This window comes from Sporosarcina sp. P37 (assembly GCF_002109365.1).
GTDB lineage: Bacteria > Bacillota > Bacilli > Bacillales_A > Planococcaceae > Sporosarcina.
In genome coordinates this window covers 2,936,617-2,954,271 of record NZ_CP015349.1, presented here as the reverse complement: position 1 = coordinate 2,954,271, position 17,655 = coordinate 2,936,617, and the positions used below count along the sequence as shown (strand labels likewise).

The window sequence follows — 17,655 nt, the reverse complement described above, 5'->3', positions numbered from 1 at the left end:
CCTTTCCGTTATCCTATGAATTGAACAAAATGAAGCAACGGCAAAACGAAAAGCAAACTGTCAAAGCGGTCCATGATGCCGCCGTGTCCCGGCAATAACTTTCCTGAATCTTTCACATGATAATAACGCTTCAGTGCTGACTCTACGAGGTCACCCATTTGACCGACAATCGAGGCCACTATGGTGATGATGATAAACGATAGATACGACGTACTGATAGGAAAGAACATGTTATAAATCAGTGTTATTACTACTGCACAAATGATTCCTCCGACAAACCCTTCAATCGTTTTATTGGGCGAAATTTCGGGCCACAGTTTACGCTTGCCGATTTTACGGCCTACAAAATATGCACCTGAATCTGTTGACCAGATAATCAGCAGTGCATATCCTATGTACTCTAAACCGAATAAACGGGTTTCAATCAAATAATAAAAGCCAATTCCAACATACAGTGCACTGACTGCACTGAATGCAATATCTTCAAATGTCCAGCGGTTTTTCACAACTACAGTATATACCAGCAGCAATAATACCAGTACATAGATCATCTCCAGTTTCTCCAGCCGAAGAAACCCCTCCACCTGTCCGGTCCATCTGGAAGGCAGTAAAATGACGAGTAAGAGCAGCCATGCGATAAATCCGCCAATAGAAAAAACGGACATATTGCGCATGCGGAGTAACTCATAAAGGCCGATTGTAGATATCGCAAAGATCATGATGATAAAAGGCAGTCCGCCGATAACAATCAATGGCACGAAAAATGCGAGAGCTACAAGAGCTGTGATGATTCTTTGCTTCATCTTTTTTGATCTCCTTCCAAGCTTCCAAAGCGTCGATCCCGTTTTTGGAAATCTTCAATTGCCTGTAAAAAACATTCTTCATCATAATCGGGCCATAATACATCCGTAAAAATGAATTCTGCATAAGCCAGCTGCCACAGCATGAAATTAGACAGACGTACTTCGCCGCTTGTGCGAATGAGCAGATCGGGTTCGGGCAAGTGTGCCGTCATCAGCTTAGCTTCGATAGCACTCTCGTCTATGTCTTCAGCTCGTAATGTTCCCGCCGACACTTCCTTCGCCAGTTCTTTCATGACATGTACAAGCTCTACTCTGCTGCCGTAATTCATAGCAAAATTCAATGTGAGACCCTGATTGTTTTTAGTTTGTTCCATTGCTTTTTTTATCGCTTTTTCTGTATGACTTGGAAGTGCATCTATATTTCCTATCATTTCAACTTTGATATCCTTTTCCATCAGTTCGGGTAAATATGTAGTAAGAAACTGACCGGGAAGGTTCATCAAAAAGTCGATTTCAATTTTCGGCCGCTTCCAATTTTCTGTAGAAAATGCGTAGAGGGTGAGGGCTTTCACACCCATATCATTTGCGAAATTGGTGATTTGACGGACAGTTTTCATTCCCTCATGGTGACCGGCAATCCGTGGCATTTTGCGCTGCTTCGCCCATCTTCCGTTTCCATCCATGATGATTGCGACATGGGCAGGAATCTGTCTACTTTTAACAGCTTCGATCCGTTCATCCAGCAACTGAATATCTGCCGTTTTTTTTCGCATTAATTTTCTAAGCATAGCGTTCCCCCACTTGGCTCTATTCGGATACTCCTACTGCCTATCCTACCAAATTGCATGGCAAATAGCATGCAAAAGAAAGAAAAGAGCGTCCTAAAAGTAGGACGCTCCTCCTTATAGAAAGTTCTTTACTCAAATTTCCAAGATTTCGTTTTCTTTATCTTTTGCAGTTTGATCAATCTTTTCAATGAACTCATCAGTCATCTTCTGCACTTGGTCATTGAAACGGCGCAGTTCATCTTCAGTGATTTCTGCATCTTTTTCAAGTTTTTTCAATTCTTCATTACTGTCGCGGCGAACATTACGGATTGCCACTTTTGCATCTTCTGCTTCACGCTTTACTTCTTTCACCAATTCTTTACGGCGTTCTTCTGTAAGCGCAGGCACTGCCAGACGAATAACTGATCCGTCATTTGACGGAGTGATGCCGATATCTGATTTCATGATTGCTTTTTCGATATCTGTAATCGTCGTCTTATCGTATGGCTGAACAACAATAAGACGCGGTTCTGGAACTGAAATTCCAGCCATTTGGTTTAGTGGAGTCGGTGCACCATAATAAATGACAGAAATTCTGTCCAGCAGGCTTGCATTGGCTCTGCCCGCACGGATAGACGACAATTGTCTTGAATAAGCGCTGTGCGCTTTTTCCATACGTTCATTGGTTTGATTCATCACTTCTTTTGTCATTGCTTATTCCTCCTGACAACCGTACCGATATCTTCTCCAAGCACGGCTTTTTTAATATTACCATTTTCCATAATTGAGAATACTACGAGTGGTATATCATTGTCCATACATAGTGTGGATGCAGTCGAATCCATTACTTCCAGTCCTTGGCTAATCACTTCCAAGTATGACAGTTCTAAGTATTTTGTAGCAGTTGCGTCTTTCATTGGGTCAGCTGAGTATACACCATCCACATTATTTTTTGCCATTAAAATGACATCTGCCTCGATTTCAGCAGCACGTAAAGCAGCTGTTGTATCTGTGGAGAAGTAAGGATTTCCTGTTCCCGCTGCGAAAATAACGACACGGCTTTTCTCCAGATGACGGATTGCTTTTCGTCGTATGTAAGGCTCCGCTACTTGTCGCATATCAATTGAAGACATAACACGGGTTTCAGGACCCAGCTTCTCAAGTGCATCCTGCAGTGCTAGCGAGTTCATGACTGTTGCGAGCATTCCCATATAGTCAGCCGTTGTGCGGTCCATGCCCATTTCACTTCCGACTTTCCCTCGCCAAATGTTCCCGCCGCCTACTACTACTGCTACCTCTACACCTAATTCTACAACCTCTTTTACTTGGTTCGCAACTGATTTTATAACTTCCGGAGATAAACCGTAGCCCTGGTTCCCTGCCAGTGCCTCTCCACTTAATTTTAACACGATGCGTTTATACTTTGGAATACTCATGTTGGCCCTCCTGCAATTTCTAATTCTCAAAAAAGAGGAACACATAATAGATGTGCTCCTCTGTAAGGTTGTATTATACTCAGTTACCTTTAACCTGGCTCATTACTTCGTCAGCAAAGTTATCTTCGCGCTTTTCAATTCCTTCGCCCACTTCATAACGAATAAACTCGACTAAAGTTCCGCCAGTCGATTTTACGAAATCACGAACTTTTTGATCTGAGTTTTTAACAAACGCTTGGTCCAGTACGCAGATTTCTTCAAAGTATTTTCCAAGACGGCCTTCTACCATTTTCGCAACGATATTTTCCGGCTTGCCTTCATTCAATGCCTGCTCAGTCAATACTTTACGCTCGCGCTCTACTTCGTCAGCAGATACTTCGTCACGTGAAATGTATTTTGGATTCATTGCCGCGATGTGCATTGCAACATCTTTCGCTGCTTCTGCATCAGTTGAACCTTCAAGAACAGTCAATACCGCAATACGTCCGCCCATGTGAAGGTATGGTCCGAAAGCATCCTGATCTGTCTTCTCACGGATTTCAAAGCGGCGAAGAGTGATCTTTTCACCGATTTTAGCTACCGCATTTGAGATGTGCTCTGATACAGTCAATCCGTTGTCCAGTTTCGCATCGTTTGCTTCCTCTACAGAAGCAGGCTTTGCCGCAAGTAAAAACTCGGAGATTTCTTTAACAAGTGTCTGGAAGCCTTCGTTTTTCGCTACGAAGTCTGTCTCAGCATTCACTTCAAGGATTACCGCTTCGTTACCTTGAACTAAAATGTTTGTTACTCCTTCAGCTGCAATACGGTCTGCTTTTTTCGCTGCACTTGAAAGGCCTTTTTCACGCAAGAAATCCAATGCTGCGTCCATGTCTCCGTCGACTTGCGTCAATGCTTTTTTGCAGTCCATCATTCCTGCGCCAGTTTTTTCACGTAGTTCTTTAACCATTTGGGCTGTAATTGTTGCCATGTGAGAATTCCTCCTATTTATATATCATCTGACTTGCGTATTACTCTAAAAAAGACGATAAGGGGTACGCCGCTTATCGTCTCATCATTTACTCATTTCACTCTGCAGTAACAGTTGCTGTTTCGCTTGCTGTTTCAGCTGCTTCATCGTCTTCACCTTGACGGGATTCAATCAAAGCATCTGCCATTTTGCTTGTAAGTAAACGTACTGCGCGGATTGCATCGTCGTTCGCCGGGATGACATAGTCGATTTCGTCCGGATCACAGTTAGTATCTACGATTCCAACGAGTGGAATATTCAATTTGATTGCTTCAGCTACCGCGATACGCTCTTTACGTGGATCCACGATAAAGATTACATCCGGCAAGCCTTTCATGTCACGGATACCGCCTAAGAATTTCACAAGACGTTCGTGCTCTTTATTTAATTGAGAAACTTCTTTCTTTGGAAGTACGTCGAATGTGCCGTCCTCTTCCATTTTCTCAATAGCTTTCATACGTGCTACACGCTTTTGAATAGTACCGAAGTTAGTTAATGTTCCACCCAACCAGCGCTGGTTGATGTAGTACATTCCTGCACGTTCTGCTTCTTCTTTGATCGCTTCTTGTGCTTGTTTCTTCGTACCAACGAAAAGGACTTTACCGCCGTCAGCACCGACTTGGCGCATGAAGTTGTAAGCTTCCTCTAATTTTTTGACCGTCTTTTGAAGGTCGATGATGTAGATGCCGTTACGCTCCACAAAAATATACTTCTTCATTTTTGGGTTCCAGCGGCGTGTTTGGTGTCCGAAGTGTACACCTGCTTCTAGCAATTGTTTCATTGAGATTACTGACATGTTTAATTCCTCCTATTGGTTTTGTCCTCCGCGAACATCATGCGAATAAGTGACCATAATGGCACCCACTCATTCATCCGAACGCGTGTGTAGTAATACCATCTACTAAAATAACATAGTTCTGCACTGGTTGCAACCGCTGTGTGTACTTTCAGTCAAACTTTAATAATAATTCGATTTCCGTTTTACCTTTTTTCAGTTCTCTGGCAATTTCTGAAATGGACTTTCCTTCTGCGTACAGCTGCTTGGCCATCTCTCGGTCATCCAGTGGTTTGGGCTCCTGGTTTGGCAGGGATTCTTTTGCCTTTGGCTTATTCTCTGCATTTTTTTGATAAGAACGAAGCGCTAACTGAACAGGCAACGGATGAGGTTTTGGCTGCGGCTGTTTCGTCGCAGCTGTTTTTTCAGGTGCTTCGGAAATCGGCTGCCTATCCTTCAAAGTGCCGTTATTCGAATGCGCCTGTTGTTCCAGCTGACTGATCAGCCGGTCATTTTCTTCTTTGATTTCTGACAAATACGCCAGTACCGACTGATCCATTTCCTTCATGAGCTGCTGCTGTTTTTTTTCGAGGTTATTGAATTTGGATATTTTTAAAAACAGCAGCGTAATAACCATAAAACTGATAATTTGTAAGATGAATAAAAGTGCCAGTAAGATTCCCATGTGGTTTACCCGCTGCAGTCAACAAACGACCCTTTGAATGGATGCTTGGGCCGCTGCTGTTCTTTCTTTTGTTTTTCTTTTCTTTGATCGGACTCATCATCAGGCTGACGGTCGTCTGCGTCCAGCTTAGCATACGGATCCGCTTCTAAAACAGTTTCTTTGCTTTTAAGCGCCTGCTTTTCGGTCAGCATATTTGCACTGTCCTGTGCCAGCTGGGACTGTTGCTGCTTCTGCTCAGCAATTTTACCTGCTTCGAATGTTTTGGGGATTGCAATTTGAAGTTCAATACTTTTCAAACTCATAAAATCCCTCCGTCCGTAATTTCAGCCGCAAGCAGCGACCGTAATTTAAATAACGCTTTTGAATGAATTTGGGAAATTCGAGAAGTAGATAAACTTAGAATCTCACCTATTTCAGTCAGCGTCATATCTTCCTGATAAAATAAACTTAACACGAGCTGTTCATTTTCATTCAGTTCTTTAATCTTTGCCGTCAGGTCTGAAAGCAATTCATTCTTTACGGATTGCTGTTCTGGTGTTTTTGTTTTTTCATCCTGCAATACGAATGTTTGATCATTTTGTTCATCATCGTCATTCATCTTCTCATCAATCGATAAGACATTAGCAAAATACTGTTCATGCACGGTTTGATAGACTTGATCTGTAGTCACGCCTAAATGATCCGCCACTTCTTCCGGTGTTACCGACCGTAAATAAGTCTGCTCCAGCTTGCTGATCTCTTCGTCCATTTTTTTCGTTTTTTCACGGGAGGAGCGGGACAGCCAGTCTTCTTTCCGCAGCCCGTCGATAATGGTGCCGCGTATACGAAAAGACGCATACGTATCGAACTTCAGATCACGGGCAGGGTCGAATTTCGTAAGTGCATCAAAAAGACCCTGATACCCGAGTGATTTGATTTCGTCCCGTGAAACGTTTTTCGGCAGTCCGGCACTGATTCGCTGTACGTGATAATTGACAAGAGGTGTATACATCCGAACTAACGTATCACCTGCATCAGGATCACGGTTTTCGATCCATAATTTCCACTGATGCCGTTCAGTTACGTCTTGATTTGCCATCGAATTCACGCCTTTCCTGTCAGGTTCTTTCTGCGAATTTCCAACTCTTATGTATAAGTATAACAAATCTTAATAGATAAAGGCGACTAATGGATTAGCCGCCTTCTCTCTTATTGTCAGATTTCTTGCGTTCCGGCATTCACCGTTCGAACGTGCAAGATACTTGTTTCGGGATCAAATTCAATTGTACGTCCGCTCGATCCCCCCGTATCCTCAGAAACAATGGGAATCGAATATCTGTTTAACTCTTTTTTTACAGCTTCCACATTACGCGGACCGATCCGAATGGTGTCGTTTGAACCGAACTGGAACATTTGAGCACCGCCTGCAATTTTCGCTTTAATACTGAAAGGTCTGACCCCTTCCGCTTTCAGTAATTCAATCATTGCATGAATCCCTGTATCCGCAAACTTTGCGACATTCAGCTTAGTGGACTTCCCAAGCTCACTGTCTGGCAGCATGACATGCACCATGCCTGAAATTTTTTTCGACGAATCATACAGTACTACGCCCACACACGAACCGAGGCCTGATGTGCGAATCGTATGGGGAGATTTAGCAATATTCATATCTGCAATTCCTACACGCACTACCGTTTGTACATTTGCCATTTACAGAACACCTAATGAACTGAATATTGTACGGTAAGACGGCGGATCAGGCAACAAGAAGAAATGCCCGGCGAGACTCGAGATTCCCTGTTCCCCTTCCTGTAATATTTCCGTCTCTATAACGATGACTTCATCGCTGTACTGAGATACTTCGATCAGGCCGAAGCTGACTATTGCACCCACCATATCCACGCTCAAAGAAGGTACCGTCGGATATATATTTAATGAAGTGAAATCTGACAGTGCGGATAAATAAGAACCTGACAATATGTTTCCTAACTCCTGAAGCGCTGAAGCGCCCATCCCAAGATCTTCTACATCCATAAATGTGAATGCTGCGTCACCGGTTAATTTACGGATGAACTGTGTGGCAGATTCAATTGTCAGCACAAAAAACATTGTGCCTGTCAAATCGCCTTCGATCCGCAAAAAGATGCCCGCTACTACTTTTTCAGTGCCGCCTGCCAAGTCAAACATTTCGTCGAATGTTACAAGTTCCACATTCGGCACACGCATATCAATTTTTTGACCCAACAGCTGTGATAATGATGTGGCTGCGTGGGCTGCACCGATATTGCCAATTTCCTTTAACACATCAAGATGCATTTCGGTGATTTCATTATCAGAATTCATCGGAGTTCCCCTTCTTAATCGGCTGCAGCACTTTTTCCAGATTTAGCATAACCAACAGACGTTTCCCTACTTTTGCCACACCCGAAATAAATTCAGATTCTACTGATCCCACCACTTCCGGCTGGGGACCGATTGCACTGCTTGGCACATCCATTACATCATTGGCGTCATCTACAATCAAACCGACTTCAGAGTCTCCGTGTGACACAATAATAATACAGCTCGTTTCATCAAACTCTTTATATTCCATATCAAAACGTTCACGCAAATCAACTACCGGTGTTACAACGCCCCGTAAATTCAATACTCCCTTTACATAGGAAGGCATGCGCGGCACACGTGTAATGGATAATGATTTCTCGATGGATTCCACTGCATCCAGGCCGATTGCATATTCTTTATTCATCAATTGGAAGACGATTACTTTCATATCGCTCACTTCTACAGCTTTTGTCATGTCGTCACCTCGATTATTTAATCAATGCATTACAGTCAACAATTAACGCCACTTGACCGTTCCCGAGAATTGTAGCGCCAGATATCGCAAAGACACTTTGGAGATAATCTCCAAGTGATTTCAGGACGATTTCCTGCTGTCCGATGAATGAATCTACAACTAACCCCGCCAGGCTGTCTCCTTTACGGACAATAACAATGGACTGGAATTCTTCGTCTTCAGCACTTTTGTTTTTCATTTCGAATATTTCTTTCAAATCCACTAACGGCACAATTGTTCCGCGGAAATCGATTACCGGCTGATTATGCGCATTTAAAATATCCGATTTCTGAATAATTGCCGTTTCAATAATGGATGACAATGGAATTGCATATATCTCTTTATCCAGTTCCACCAGCATGACAGAGATAATAGAGAGAGTCAGCGGCAGCTGCACCTGGAATAATGAACCCTTTCCTTCAGTGGAATCGATCGAAATGTGGCCGCCCAGTGATTCGATGGTATTCTTGACCACATCCAGTCCGACACCGCGCCCTGAAACATCTGTGATCGATGCCGCTGTGGAGAAGCCCGATGCCAAAATCAATTCCGCCACTTGTTTATTCGTCAGTGATTCTGCTGCTTCTTCACTGACTATGCCGCGTTCAATGGCCTTTCCGACTACACGCTCACGGTTCACACCAGCTCCGTCATCTTCCAGCTCGATGAACACATGGTTGCCTGAATGATAGGCGCGAAGTGTTACTGTGCCTACTTCAGGCTTTCCTTTTGCAATACGTTCTTCCGGACTTTCGATTCCGTGATCCAGCGCATTACGGATTAAGTGAACGAGCGGATCGCCGATTTCATCGATTACTGTACGGTCAAGTTCTGTCTCAGCCCCGATGATTTCGAGATCAATTTTTTTATTCAGATCACGTGCCAATTGACGAACCATTTTAGGGAATCGGTTAAAGACTGTTTCTACCGGTACCATCCGCATGTTCAAAATGATATTCTGCAGGTCTCCGGATACCCGCGTCATTCTTTCCACAGATTCATTGAGTTCAGGATTATGAAGTTCACTTGCAATAGACTGAAGCCGTCCGCGGTCGATAACAAGTTCCTCAAACAAATTCATGAGAATATCCAGACGGTCAATATTTACGCGGATCGTTTTGTTTGAATTGGAAGCTGCGGCTTTTTTAGCTTTAGGCGCAGATTGAGATGTTTCTTGGTTTTTTTCCGTTTTTGCTGCGGCAGCGGCAGGGATTTCAACTGCTGCTGGTGCTGCTTCACTTTCATCCAATATAGATTGTTTATACTTCTGCACGTATTCGTCCGTGATAAGTGTAATTTGAACATCTTCTATTTCAGATACTTTCATCACTTTTGATTTGAGCTCTTCAGCATCTTCATGTGTCAGCAGCACAATCGTAAATTTCTGATCAAACTCTTCATTTTCCAATTGTTCCACTGTAGGAACTGTTTTTATTACTTCGCCTGATTTTTCTAATATCTCAAACGTCATAAATACCCGTGCCACTTTCAACAGGCAGTCTTCACGCAGTGTCACTGTAATTTCCAGCGCATTAAATCCTTGCTCAGCAGATTGAGAAATTACAGTCAGTTCAAATTCGTCATAATGAATACCTGTAGAAGTAATGACTTCCAATGGCGCTTCTTCAGTAGTTGCTGCCGGCTCTGCTTCCAGATCCAATGGCTGTCCTGCTTCTATCCGATTAAGGGTTTCAACCAACTTACTGACATCTTTCTTTCCATCGCCGCCTGCTTCAATATCCTGAACCATAAGTTCAAGATCATCCACCGCTTCGAATACTACGTCCAGTATTTCCGTTGAGACACTGATTTTCGAATTCCGGATTGCATCCAGGACGTTTTCCATTTTATGTGTCAGATCCGCAATGTCTTCATATCCCATCGTTGCGGACATCCCTTTAAGGGTATGAGCTGCTCTAAAGATTTCATTGACAATTGCCAGATCATCCGGATTATTTTCCAAAGCAAGCAACTGTTCACTGCAAGCTTGCAAGTGTTCTTTACTTTCTTCTATGAACATATCCAAATACTGATTTACATCCATTGTAAAGCCCCCTAGTTACTTCAAATTTCCCATTATCACATCAGCGATCTGCTGTACATCTTTAATTTCATCGCTGAGACCTGCATCTATTATGGCTTTGGGCATTCCATACACAACGGAAGTATTTTTGGATTCCGCTATGGTAATTGTTTGACATGCAGCACGTAATAATTCCATTCCTTCTCTTCCGTCATATCCCATTCCGGTCATGATGGCTGTAACATATCGTAATTCTTTATGGGCCGCTGCAGATTCAAGCAGCACATTTACTGCCGGGCGGTGTCCGGAACGCGGAGCTTCTTCTCCATCCAGTACAATCTGATAACCTGTCCCTGCCTTTTCAAATTTCAGATGCAGGCCGCCAGGTGCTATATAGGCCGTGCCGTTTTCAATCTGTTCGCCATGTTCTGCTTCTTTGACAGTTATTTCACTCAGTCCGTTCAGCCGCTCAGCCAATGACTTAGTAAAACCTGGCGGCATATGCTGCACGATTAAAATAGGATGGGGAAATTCTGCGGGAAGCCTGGTAATGACTTCCTGCAAGGCTCTTGGACCCCCGGTCGATGTACCTATTATAACAAACGTTTTGGAAATTGGTGCTATATTTTTAGATAAATTTGCCGTTTGTGCTATTGGTGTCACATACGGTCCGCTGACATCCGGCACGTTTCCTCTAATGACAGGTGATGATTGGTGAGTGTATGACGATGTAATCTTTCTTGTCAGTGTTTGTATCCCTACATTTGAGGCGGCGAATACTTTTTCCACTATCTCTTTTTCAATTTCATGCAGATTTAAAGAAATAGCGCCTCCAGGCTTAGCTATAACATCCACCGCGCCATATTCCATAGACAGAACCGCATTTTCGGTATTATGTTTCGTTGTGCTTGAAAGAATCACGACTGGAACCGGCGTCTGATCCATGATTTGCTGGAGAGCTTCCAGCCCGTTCATTACAGGCATTTCAATATCCATCGTAATGACATCCGGACGAAGTTCACGGACTTTCTCCGTCGCGTCTCTTCCATTCCTGGCGATGCCGACTACTTCCATCATGGGGTGTTTATTCAGCATATCGGAAATGAGCTTTCGCATAAAAGCCGAATCATCTACTACAAGAACTCGTTTTTTCTTGCCTGTAATCAAATTAGACACGCCCCTTTTGGAAAATACCTTTGATTTTATCTATGAATCCAGAATTTTCAATTGCAGTGCCCGGCTTTTCGCCGTATAAAAAAGTATCCGTGATCGACAGCATCCGTTTACTGACCTGCGCATTCGGATACATTCTGATAAAAGGCGTTTGCGCAATAACTGCATTTCGGACATGCACATCATCGGGCAACAGGCCTAGGATGTTGGTTTCTACCGACAAAAACTTCCGCATAGCGAGCTGAAGGCGTGCCAATGAATCCTTTCCTTCCTGCTCTTTCAGTACGCGGTTGCCTACGATGTAAAATGTTTTATTTGCATCCCGCAAACAAATAAATTTCATCATGGAGTACGCATCTGTGATGGATGTTGGCTCAGGTGTTGCAATCAAAATAATCTCATCCATTGCGACGATCAAATCAATAGAACTTTTTGTCGCGCCCGCACCCATATCGAATAAAATAACATCATAGCTTCTCTGTAAAATAGAAAAACCGTCTATGAGCCTGGCAAACATCGTATCCGACCATTCCAGAACCGTTTCCAGTCCCGAGCCGCCTGCAATAAAAGCCAAATGATCTTCTATAGGTGTCACGACTTCCCAAAGGTCCTTTGAATTAGTTAAATAGTCCTTTAAATGATAATTTGGTGTTGCCCCGAACAAAATATGAATATTCCCCATACCGATATCCATGTCTACAATTAAGACTTTCTTTCCTTTCGCCACTAGTCCATATGCGAAATTAGCAGTGAAGTTCGACTTGCCTACACCGCCCTTTCCGCTGACGATGGCAATTGAACGGGCTGCCTGCTTTTGATTTCCTATCATTTTCAATCGAAGCGCTTCTGCCTGATCATGCATGTGAATCACCTTCTAACAGAAGAGCCAGTACTTTTTCAACATCCGCCTCCGTCAAATCTTCAGGCACTTCTTGTCCATCCGTAAAATAGGCCATGCCGATCCGGTTCTTCAGCATCAGGTTGAACATAGAACCCACAGAATTCGTTTCATCTGTTTTGGTGAAAATAAACTTTTCAATCGGAAGTTTTTCAAAACGGTTGATAATCGTTTCCATATCCTGTTCTTTTGACGTAGTAGACAGCACCAGATATGTTTCCATTTCCAATGAAAAATCGATGAGATTCTTTAAATCATCCACAAATTTTGCTTCTTTATAATTTCTTCCTGCAGTGTCGATAAATATAAGGTCGCGATCTTTTAACTTTTCAATTGCTGCATGAAAATCTTCTTCGTTATATGCTATCTCCACAGGCGCCTGCAGCAGATTGGCATATGTCCGTAATTGCTCGATTGCCGCAATCCGATACGTGTCTGTCGTAATGAAGCCGACTTTCTTTCTTTCTTCCAAAAGTGCACGCGCTGCAATTTTCGCGATAGTCGTCGTTTTTCCTACACCTGTTGGCCCCAGAACGTTGATAAATTTCTTTTGATAAGAGATTCCTCCAAACGGAATATCTTGAAGACGTTCTTTCAGCCATTCATGTACAATAGCCATTTGCTGGTCTTCTGCGTAGTCTGCTTTGTCTTGCTTCATTCGATTAAATATCAAATTGCCAATTTCCATGATGTATTCATGATCGAGTCCTTGCGCCTGCAGCTTTTTTAATACTGGCAATAATTCATCAGGAAATTTGTCAAATGATCGATCAGATGGTTTTATATCGTGAAGCATCTGCTTGATTTCGCGCATCTCCCGTTGAATACGTTCAACAGATTCCGGTTTCGCGAGCTGCTGCGGTGCAGAACGTACCGGTGTTTCATATATCCGCTGGTCATTGGTTTTATCATAACTGGCAACCACTTCCACAGAACGTTTGCTGAAAAGTCCGAGAAAGCCTTTAGTTTTTGTGACATTGGAACTCAGTATAACCGCGTCGTCCCCGAAATCTTCCCGCACTTTTGCCATCGCTTCCACCATGGTAGGTGCTGTGTACTTTTTCATTTTCATTAAATATCCACCACTCCTACACTTTGGACTTCTACTGATGCTTCGAGTTCGTTATACGACAATATAGGTATTTGCGGGAAATACCGCTCCGTAATCTGACGTAAATACATACGAATTGCCGGCGAACATAAGATGACAGGTGATTGATCGAGCATGGCTACGCGTTCCACTTCTTGGGCGATCCGCTCCAAAATCTGCTGAGACTGGGAAGGATCGATTGACAGGAAATTCCCTTGCTCTGTCTGCTGGATACTGTCGGCAATAAGCTTTTCTACTTTGCCGGATACGGTTAATACTTTTAGCGCCTCATTTCCCGCCACATATTGACCCGTAATTTGCCGTGCAAGAGACTGCCTGACGTATTCTGTCAATACATCGACATCGGATGTGTATTTAGAATAATCTGCGAGCGTTTCGAAAATAATCGGTAAATTCCGAACAGATACTTGTTCGTTCAATAGCTTAGCCAGTACTTTCTGAATTTCGCCTATCGATAACGGCGTTGGTGTAAGCTCATCAACCAGTATCGGATACGTTTCATGAACGTGGTCCACTAGCTGTTTCGTTTCTTGACGTCCAAGCAGATCGGATGCATTAGCCCGAATAATTTCCGTCAAATGCGTAGAGACGACACTCGGCGGATCCACGACTGTATAGCCCATGATTTCCGCTTCTTCTTTCGTTTCTTCCGTGATCCACTTTGCCGGCAGTCCAAATGAAGGCTCAACTGTGTCAATCCCTTCAATTAAGTCCTTTCCGCCGGGACTCATCGCCAGATAATGATCCAGCAATAATTCCCCTCTGGCCATTTCATTACCTTTGATTTTGATGCGGTATTCGTTCGGCTGCAGCTGGATATTATCCCGAATCCGTACAACCGGAATGACAAGGCCCAGTTCAATCGCAAGCTGACGGCGTATCATAACGACACGATCGAGTAAATCTCCGCCTTGCGTTGCATCAACAAGCGGGATGAGCCCATAGCCAAATTCAAATTCAATGGGATCCACATTTAATAGATCTACGACGTTTTCCGGTCGTTTTAGCCCTTCAGTTTCCACATTCTCTTCCATTTCAAGCAGTTCTTCCGGATCTTCTTCCGGTTTACGAGACATCATGAATGCGCCCATTGCCAGAGCGGCTGAGATAGGAATGGTTAAGACGTCATTGATCGGTGTTGCCAAACCGAGTAAAAGAATCGTAACGGATGCCACATATAGCAATTTAGGCTGTCCGAGTAATTGATTCGTAATATCTGTGCCAAGATTTCCTTCTGACGCGGCTCGTGTAACGACGATCCCTGTCGCAGTGGAAATCAGTAAGGCGGGAATTTGCGAAACGATTCCATCTCCGACAGTCAGTGTGGAGAATTGAACAGCCGCTTCAGCAAACGGCAGACCCATCTGCACGACCCCGATGATCATCCCAACAAGCAAGTTGATCATGACTATAATAATCCCGGCGATGGCATCCCCTTTCACGAACTTTGTTGCCCCGTCCATTGCCCCGTAGAAATCAGCTTCATTACTTACTTTTTCACGGCGTGTGCGTGCTTCGGTATCAGAAATCATTCCTGCGTTGAGATCAGCATCAATACTCATTTGCTTTCCGGGCATTGCATCAAGTGTAAAACGTGCCGCTACTTCGGAAACACGTTCTGACCCTTTAGTGATTACGATAAATTGAATAATAATCAAGATTACGAATACGACAAGTCCGACGATAATGTTCCCGCCGGTAACGAATGTGCCGAATGTATCAACTACGCCACCCGCATTTCCTTCTGATAATATTGCCCGTGTAGTGGACACATTCAAGCCAAGACGGAATAATGTCAATAACAATAATAAGGAAGGAAAGATAGAAAACTGCAGCGCTTCCTGCATATTCATTGCAGTCAGAAGCACCATTAAACCGAGTGTAATATTGATAATGATTAAGAAACTCAGTAACCAGGGCGGTAACGGGATGACAAGCATCGCAACAATCATAATAACCGCCGCGAGTACTCCTATATCTTTAAACTGCATGCCACCCCTACTTTCTCTATTTCACTTAAATTTTCCGCTGTATACGGTAAACGTATGCTAAGATTTCCGCAACCGCCTTAAAGAACTCTTCCGGTATGCGGTCGCCAATTTCCACTTTGTCATACATTGCACGCGCAAGAGGCCGATTTTCTACCATGACAATCTCATTCTCTTTTGCTATCATTTTAATCTTTTGTGCGACAAAATCTGCACCTTTAGCGACAACAATCGGCGAATCCATCTGTTCCTCATCGTACTTGAGGGCAATTGCGAAGTGTGTCGGATTCGTGATGACCACGTCCGCTTCAGGTATTTCTGACATCATGCGGCGCATTGCCATCTCCCGCTGCCGCTGTTTAATGCGGGATTTAATAAGCGGATCGCCGTCCATATTTTTATGTTCATCTTTGATATCCTGTTTAGACATCTTAAGATTTTTTTCATAGTCAAATTTCTGATAAAGAAAGTCCAGAATGGAAATAAACAACAATACCATGGAGGCAATAATGCCCATCATACCCACTAGTTTTGCAATGGTCAGTAAGGTGTACTCTGGTGTCCGAAAAGCCAAATCGAGAACTTTTCCGAGATTTGACCAGATGATCAGAGTAGTAACCGTTCCAATGAACGAAATTTTTAAAATGGATTTTAATAATTCTACAATCGCCCGAACGGAAAAAATACGTTTCAATCCTTTGATTGGATCTATTTTCTTTAGATCAAACTTCAATGTCTCTGCAGTGAATAACAGACCAAATTGAAGTAAATTCGCTGCAATACTCGCAATCACTGCTATAATCATAATCGGCAGAAGAATAATTGCCATTTGTTTAATAATACTTATGTAGACAAGCATGACTTGTTCTTGATCCATCATTTTGATCGGAACAAAATGTGTAAATGATTCTCTGAAAAACACGAAAAAATTATCGCGCATGAATCCTGCTGCGAAAAACATAAAGATAAATACAGAGAGCAGAACGATTGCACTCGTTACGTCCTGGCTTTTCAGAACTTGCCCTTTTTTTCTGGAATCTTCTCTTTTTTTCGGAGTGGCTTTCTCTGTCTTCTCGCCGGCGAAAAATTGTAAATCCAGCCTTAGTAACAAATCAGCCACCTCCGAGAAGTATCATGAGATTTCTCATGGTCATGATCATAATTTCAAACATCTTTTTCATAACGACGATGAATACACTGGCCATTGTGACGATCACCAGGAAACTTACACCGATTTTAATAGGAAAACCGACCACAAAGATATTTAACTGCGGAACCGCTCGTGCTGTTATACCGAGCGCCAAGTCCACAAGAAATAACGTGGCCACCACGGGGATTGCCATTTGAAATGCAATAGCAAATGATTTTGCGAATGTCAGTACCATAAAGTCCGCCATATTCGGACTGCCAAACGGCGGCCACATGGCAGTGACGGGGACAAATTCATAGCTGTAAAATATTCCGTCCAGCAGCATATGATGCCCGTTCACAACGAGCAGCAAGAGCACTGCCAGTGAATTTAAAAATTGTCCAAGCAACGGTGACTGGGCACCCGTCTGCGGATCGATGACGTTCGCTATCGCAAATCCCATCTGGAAATCAATAAATCCGCCTGCCACCTGAATGGCCGACATAATAATAAAAGCGGCAATGCCGATTGACAAGCCGACTACCGCTTCCTTTATAACAAGCAATATGTATTGGCCATCAATCTCTAACTCAGGCAAAGTAACAGAATAAGACATCATCCAGGCCAATATCGCAGCGAGCATGAGCCGCTGTGTGGCTGGAATAGACTTATAAGAGAATAACGGCAGTGTTACGAAAAATGACGTAACACGAGTCAAAATAAGTAAGAATGCGGGTAACGACGGGATGAGTTCATTCATTCAATCACCCGACGTACCTGGAAAGATTGGAAAAGATCTCGCTCGCATAATTTGTAACATACGATAACATCCACGGACCAAAAAATATTATTGCCACCATAACCGCTATAATCTTCGGCACAAATGCCAGTGTCTGTTCCTGAATCTGTGTGGTAGCCTGGAAAATACTTACGCTTAGCCCTGTCAGCAGCGCCACAATTAGGAGAGGCCCTGAAGCGAGAAGAATAACCCACACTGATCGTTCTGCGATGGAAATAACAAATTCACTCGTCATTCAAATTCC

20 protein-coding genes are annotated in these 17,655 nt (G+C 43.3%); all 20 read right to left on the bottom strand.

What is annotated here, in order from left to right:
• Positions 1–8: 8 nt before the first annotated feature.
• The 20 genes from SporoP37_RS14745 to fliQ all read right to left on the bottom strand — a co-directional run bounded on the left by SporoP37_RS14745 (position 9) and on the right by fliQ (position 17,646).
• The gene (locus SporoP37_RS14745; RefSeq protein WP_081244392.1) at positions 9–803 is read right to left on the bottom strand and encodes a phosphatidate cytidylyltransferase; all 795 of its coding nucleotides are present in this window, start codon (positions 801–803) and stop codon (positions 9–11) included.
• Complete coding sequence (locus SporoP37_RS14740) at positions 800–1,591, bottom strand: undecaprenyl pyrophosphate synthase (protein WP_085431337.1); 792 nt, start codon at positions 1,589–1,591, stop codon at positions 800–802. Before SporoP37_RS14740 ends, SporoP37_RS14745 begins: the two co-directional genes overlap by 4 nt.
• A gap of 132 nt (positions 1,592–1,723) precedes the next feature.
• Positions 1,724–2,281 (bottom strand): ribosome recycling factor, encoded by a 558-nt coding sequence (frr, locus tag SporoP37_RS14735; protein WP_081244390.1) that lies wholly within the window; start codon positions 2,279–2,281, stop codon positions 1,724–1,726.
• Positions 2,278–3,006: a UMP kinase gene (gene pyrH, locus SporoP37_RS14730; RefSeq protein WP_081244389.1), complete on the bottom strand. Its 729-nt coding sequence runs from the start codon at positions 3,004–3,006 to the stop codon at positions 2,278–2,280. Before pyrH ends, frr begins: the two co-directional genes overlap by 4 nt.
• A 79-nt stretch (positions 3,007–3,085) precedes the next feature.
• Positions 3,086–3,973, bottom strand: a complete 888-nt coding sequence (gene tsf, locus SporoP37_RS14725; RefSeq protein WP_081244388.1) for a translation elongation factor Ts — start codon at positions 3,971–3,973, stop codon at positions 3,086–3,088.
• A 97-nt stretch (positions 3,974–4,070) separates the two neighbouring features.
• Positions 4,071–4,808 (bottom strand): 30S ribosomal protein S2, encoded by a 738-nt coding sequence (rpsB, locus tag SporoP37_RS14720; RefSeq protein ID WP_081244387.1) that lies wholly within the window; start codon positions 4,806–4,808, stop codon positions 4,071–4,073.
• A 151-nt stretch (positions 4,809–4,959) separates the two neighbouring features.
• Positions 4,960–5,472, bottom strand: coding sequence for a helix-turn-helix domain-containing protein (locus SporoP37_RS14715; protein WP_085431336.1), 513 nt, complete (start codon positions 5,470–5,472; stop codon positions 4,960–4,962).
• A 5-nt stretch (positions 5,473–5,477) separates the two neighbouring features.
• Positions 5,478–5,774 carry a hypothetical protein gene (locus SporoP37_RS14710; RefSeq protein ID WP_081244385.1) on the bottom strand — a complete coding sequence of 99 codons (297 nt, stop codon included), beginning with the start codon at positions 5,772–5,774 and terminating at the stop codon, positions 5,478–5,480.
• Positions 5,771–6,550: a FliA/WhiG family RNA polymerase sigma factor gene (locus tag SporoP37_RS14705; RefSeq protein WP_081244384.1), complete on the bottom strand. Its 780-nt coding sequence runs from the start codon at positions 6,548–6,550 to the stop codon at positions 5,771–5,773. Before SporoP37_RS14705 ends, SporoP37_RS14710 begins: the two co-directional genes overlap by 4 nt.
• A gap of 116 nt (positions 6,551–6,666) precedes the next feature.
• Positions 6,667–7,161, bottom strand: coding sequence for a chemotaxis protein CheD (locus SporoP37_RS14700; RefSeq protein ID WP_081244383.1), 495 nt, complete (start codon positions 7,159–7,161; stop codon positions 6,667–6,669).
• Positions 7,162–7,794 carry a chemotaxis protein CheC gene (locus SporoP37_RS14695; protein WP_081244382.1) on the bottom strand — a complete coding sequence of 211 codons (633 nt, stop codon included), beginning with the start codon at positions 7,792–7,794 and terminating at the stop codon, positions 7,162–7,164.
• Positions 7,784–8,251 carry a chemotaxis protein CheW gene (locus tag SporoP37_RS14690; RefSeq protein WP_085431335.1) on the bottom strand — a complete coding sequence of 156 codons (468 nt, stop codon included), beginning with the start codon at positions 8,249–8,251 and terminating at the stop codon, positions 7,784–7,786. The genes SporoP37_RS14695 and SporoP37_RS14690 overlap by 11 nt, the downstream gene beginning before the upstream one ends.
• A gap of 13 nt (positions 8,252–8,264) precedes the next feature.
• The gene (locus tag SporoP37_RS14685) at positions 8,265–10,334 is read right to left on the bottom strand and encodes a chemotaxis protein CheA (protein WP_085431334.1); all 2,070 of its coding nucleotides are present in this window, start codon (positions 10,332–10,334) and stop codon (positions 8,265–8,267) included.
• 15 nt (positions 10,335–10,349) lie between these two features.
• Positions 10,350–11,489, bottom strand: a complete 1,140-nt coding sequence (locus SporoP37_RS14680) for a protein-glutamate methylesterase/protein-glutamine glutaminase (protein ID WP_085431333.1) — start codon at positions 11,487–11,489, stop codon at positions 10,350–10,352.
• Positions 11,482–12,348 (bottom strand): MinD/ParA family protein, encoded by an 867-nt coding sequence (locus SporoP37_RS14675; RefSeq protein WP_085431332.1) that lies wholly within the window; start codon positions 12,346–12,348, stop codon positions 11,482–11,484. Before SporoP37_RS14675 ends, SporoP37_RS14680 begins: the two co-directional genes overlap by 8 nt.
• Positions 12,341–13,450: a flagellar biosynthesis GTPase FlhF gene (gene flhF, locus SporoP37_RS14670; RefSeq protein ID WP_335697226.1), complete on the bottom strand. Its 1,110-nt coding sequence runs from the start codon at positions 13,448–13,450 to the stop codon at positions 12,341–12,343. The genes SporoP37_RS14675 and flhF overlap by 8 nt, the downstream gene beginning before the upstream one ends.
• Positions 13,451–13,455: 5 nt before the next feature.
• Positions 13,456–15,486, bottom strand: a complete 2,031-nt coding sequence (gene flhA, locus SporoP37_RS14665) for a flagellar biosynthesis protein FlhA (protein ID WP_085431330.1) — start codon at positions 15,484–15,486, stop codon at positions 13,456–13,458.
• 25 nt (positions 15,487–15,511) lie between these two features.
• On the bottom strand, positions 15,512–16,603 hold the full coding sequence (gene flhB / locus SporoP37_RS14660; protein WP_085431329.1) for a flagellar biosynthesis protein FlhB: 1,092 nt from the start codon (positions 16,601–16,603) through the stop codon (positions 15,512–15,514).
• Positions 16,596–17,372, bottom strand: coding sequence for a flagellar biosynthetic protein FliR (fliR, locus tag SporoP37_RS14655; RefSeq protein ID WP_081244374.1), 777 nt, complete (start codon positions 17,370–17,372; stop codon positions 16,596–16,598). Before fliR ends, flhB begins: the two co-directional genes overlap by 8 nt.
• Positions 17,373–17,376: 4 nt before the next feature.
• Positions 17,377–17,646, bottom strand: coding sequence for a flagellar biosynthesis protein FliQ (gene fliQ / locus SporoP37_RS14650; protein ID WP_081244373.1), 270 nt, complete (start codon positions 17,644–17,646; stop codon positions 17,377–17,379).
• Between the last annotated feature and the right edge of the window lie 9 nt (positions 17,647–17,655).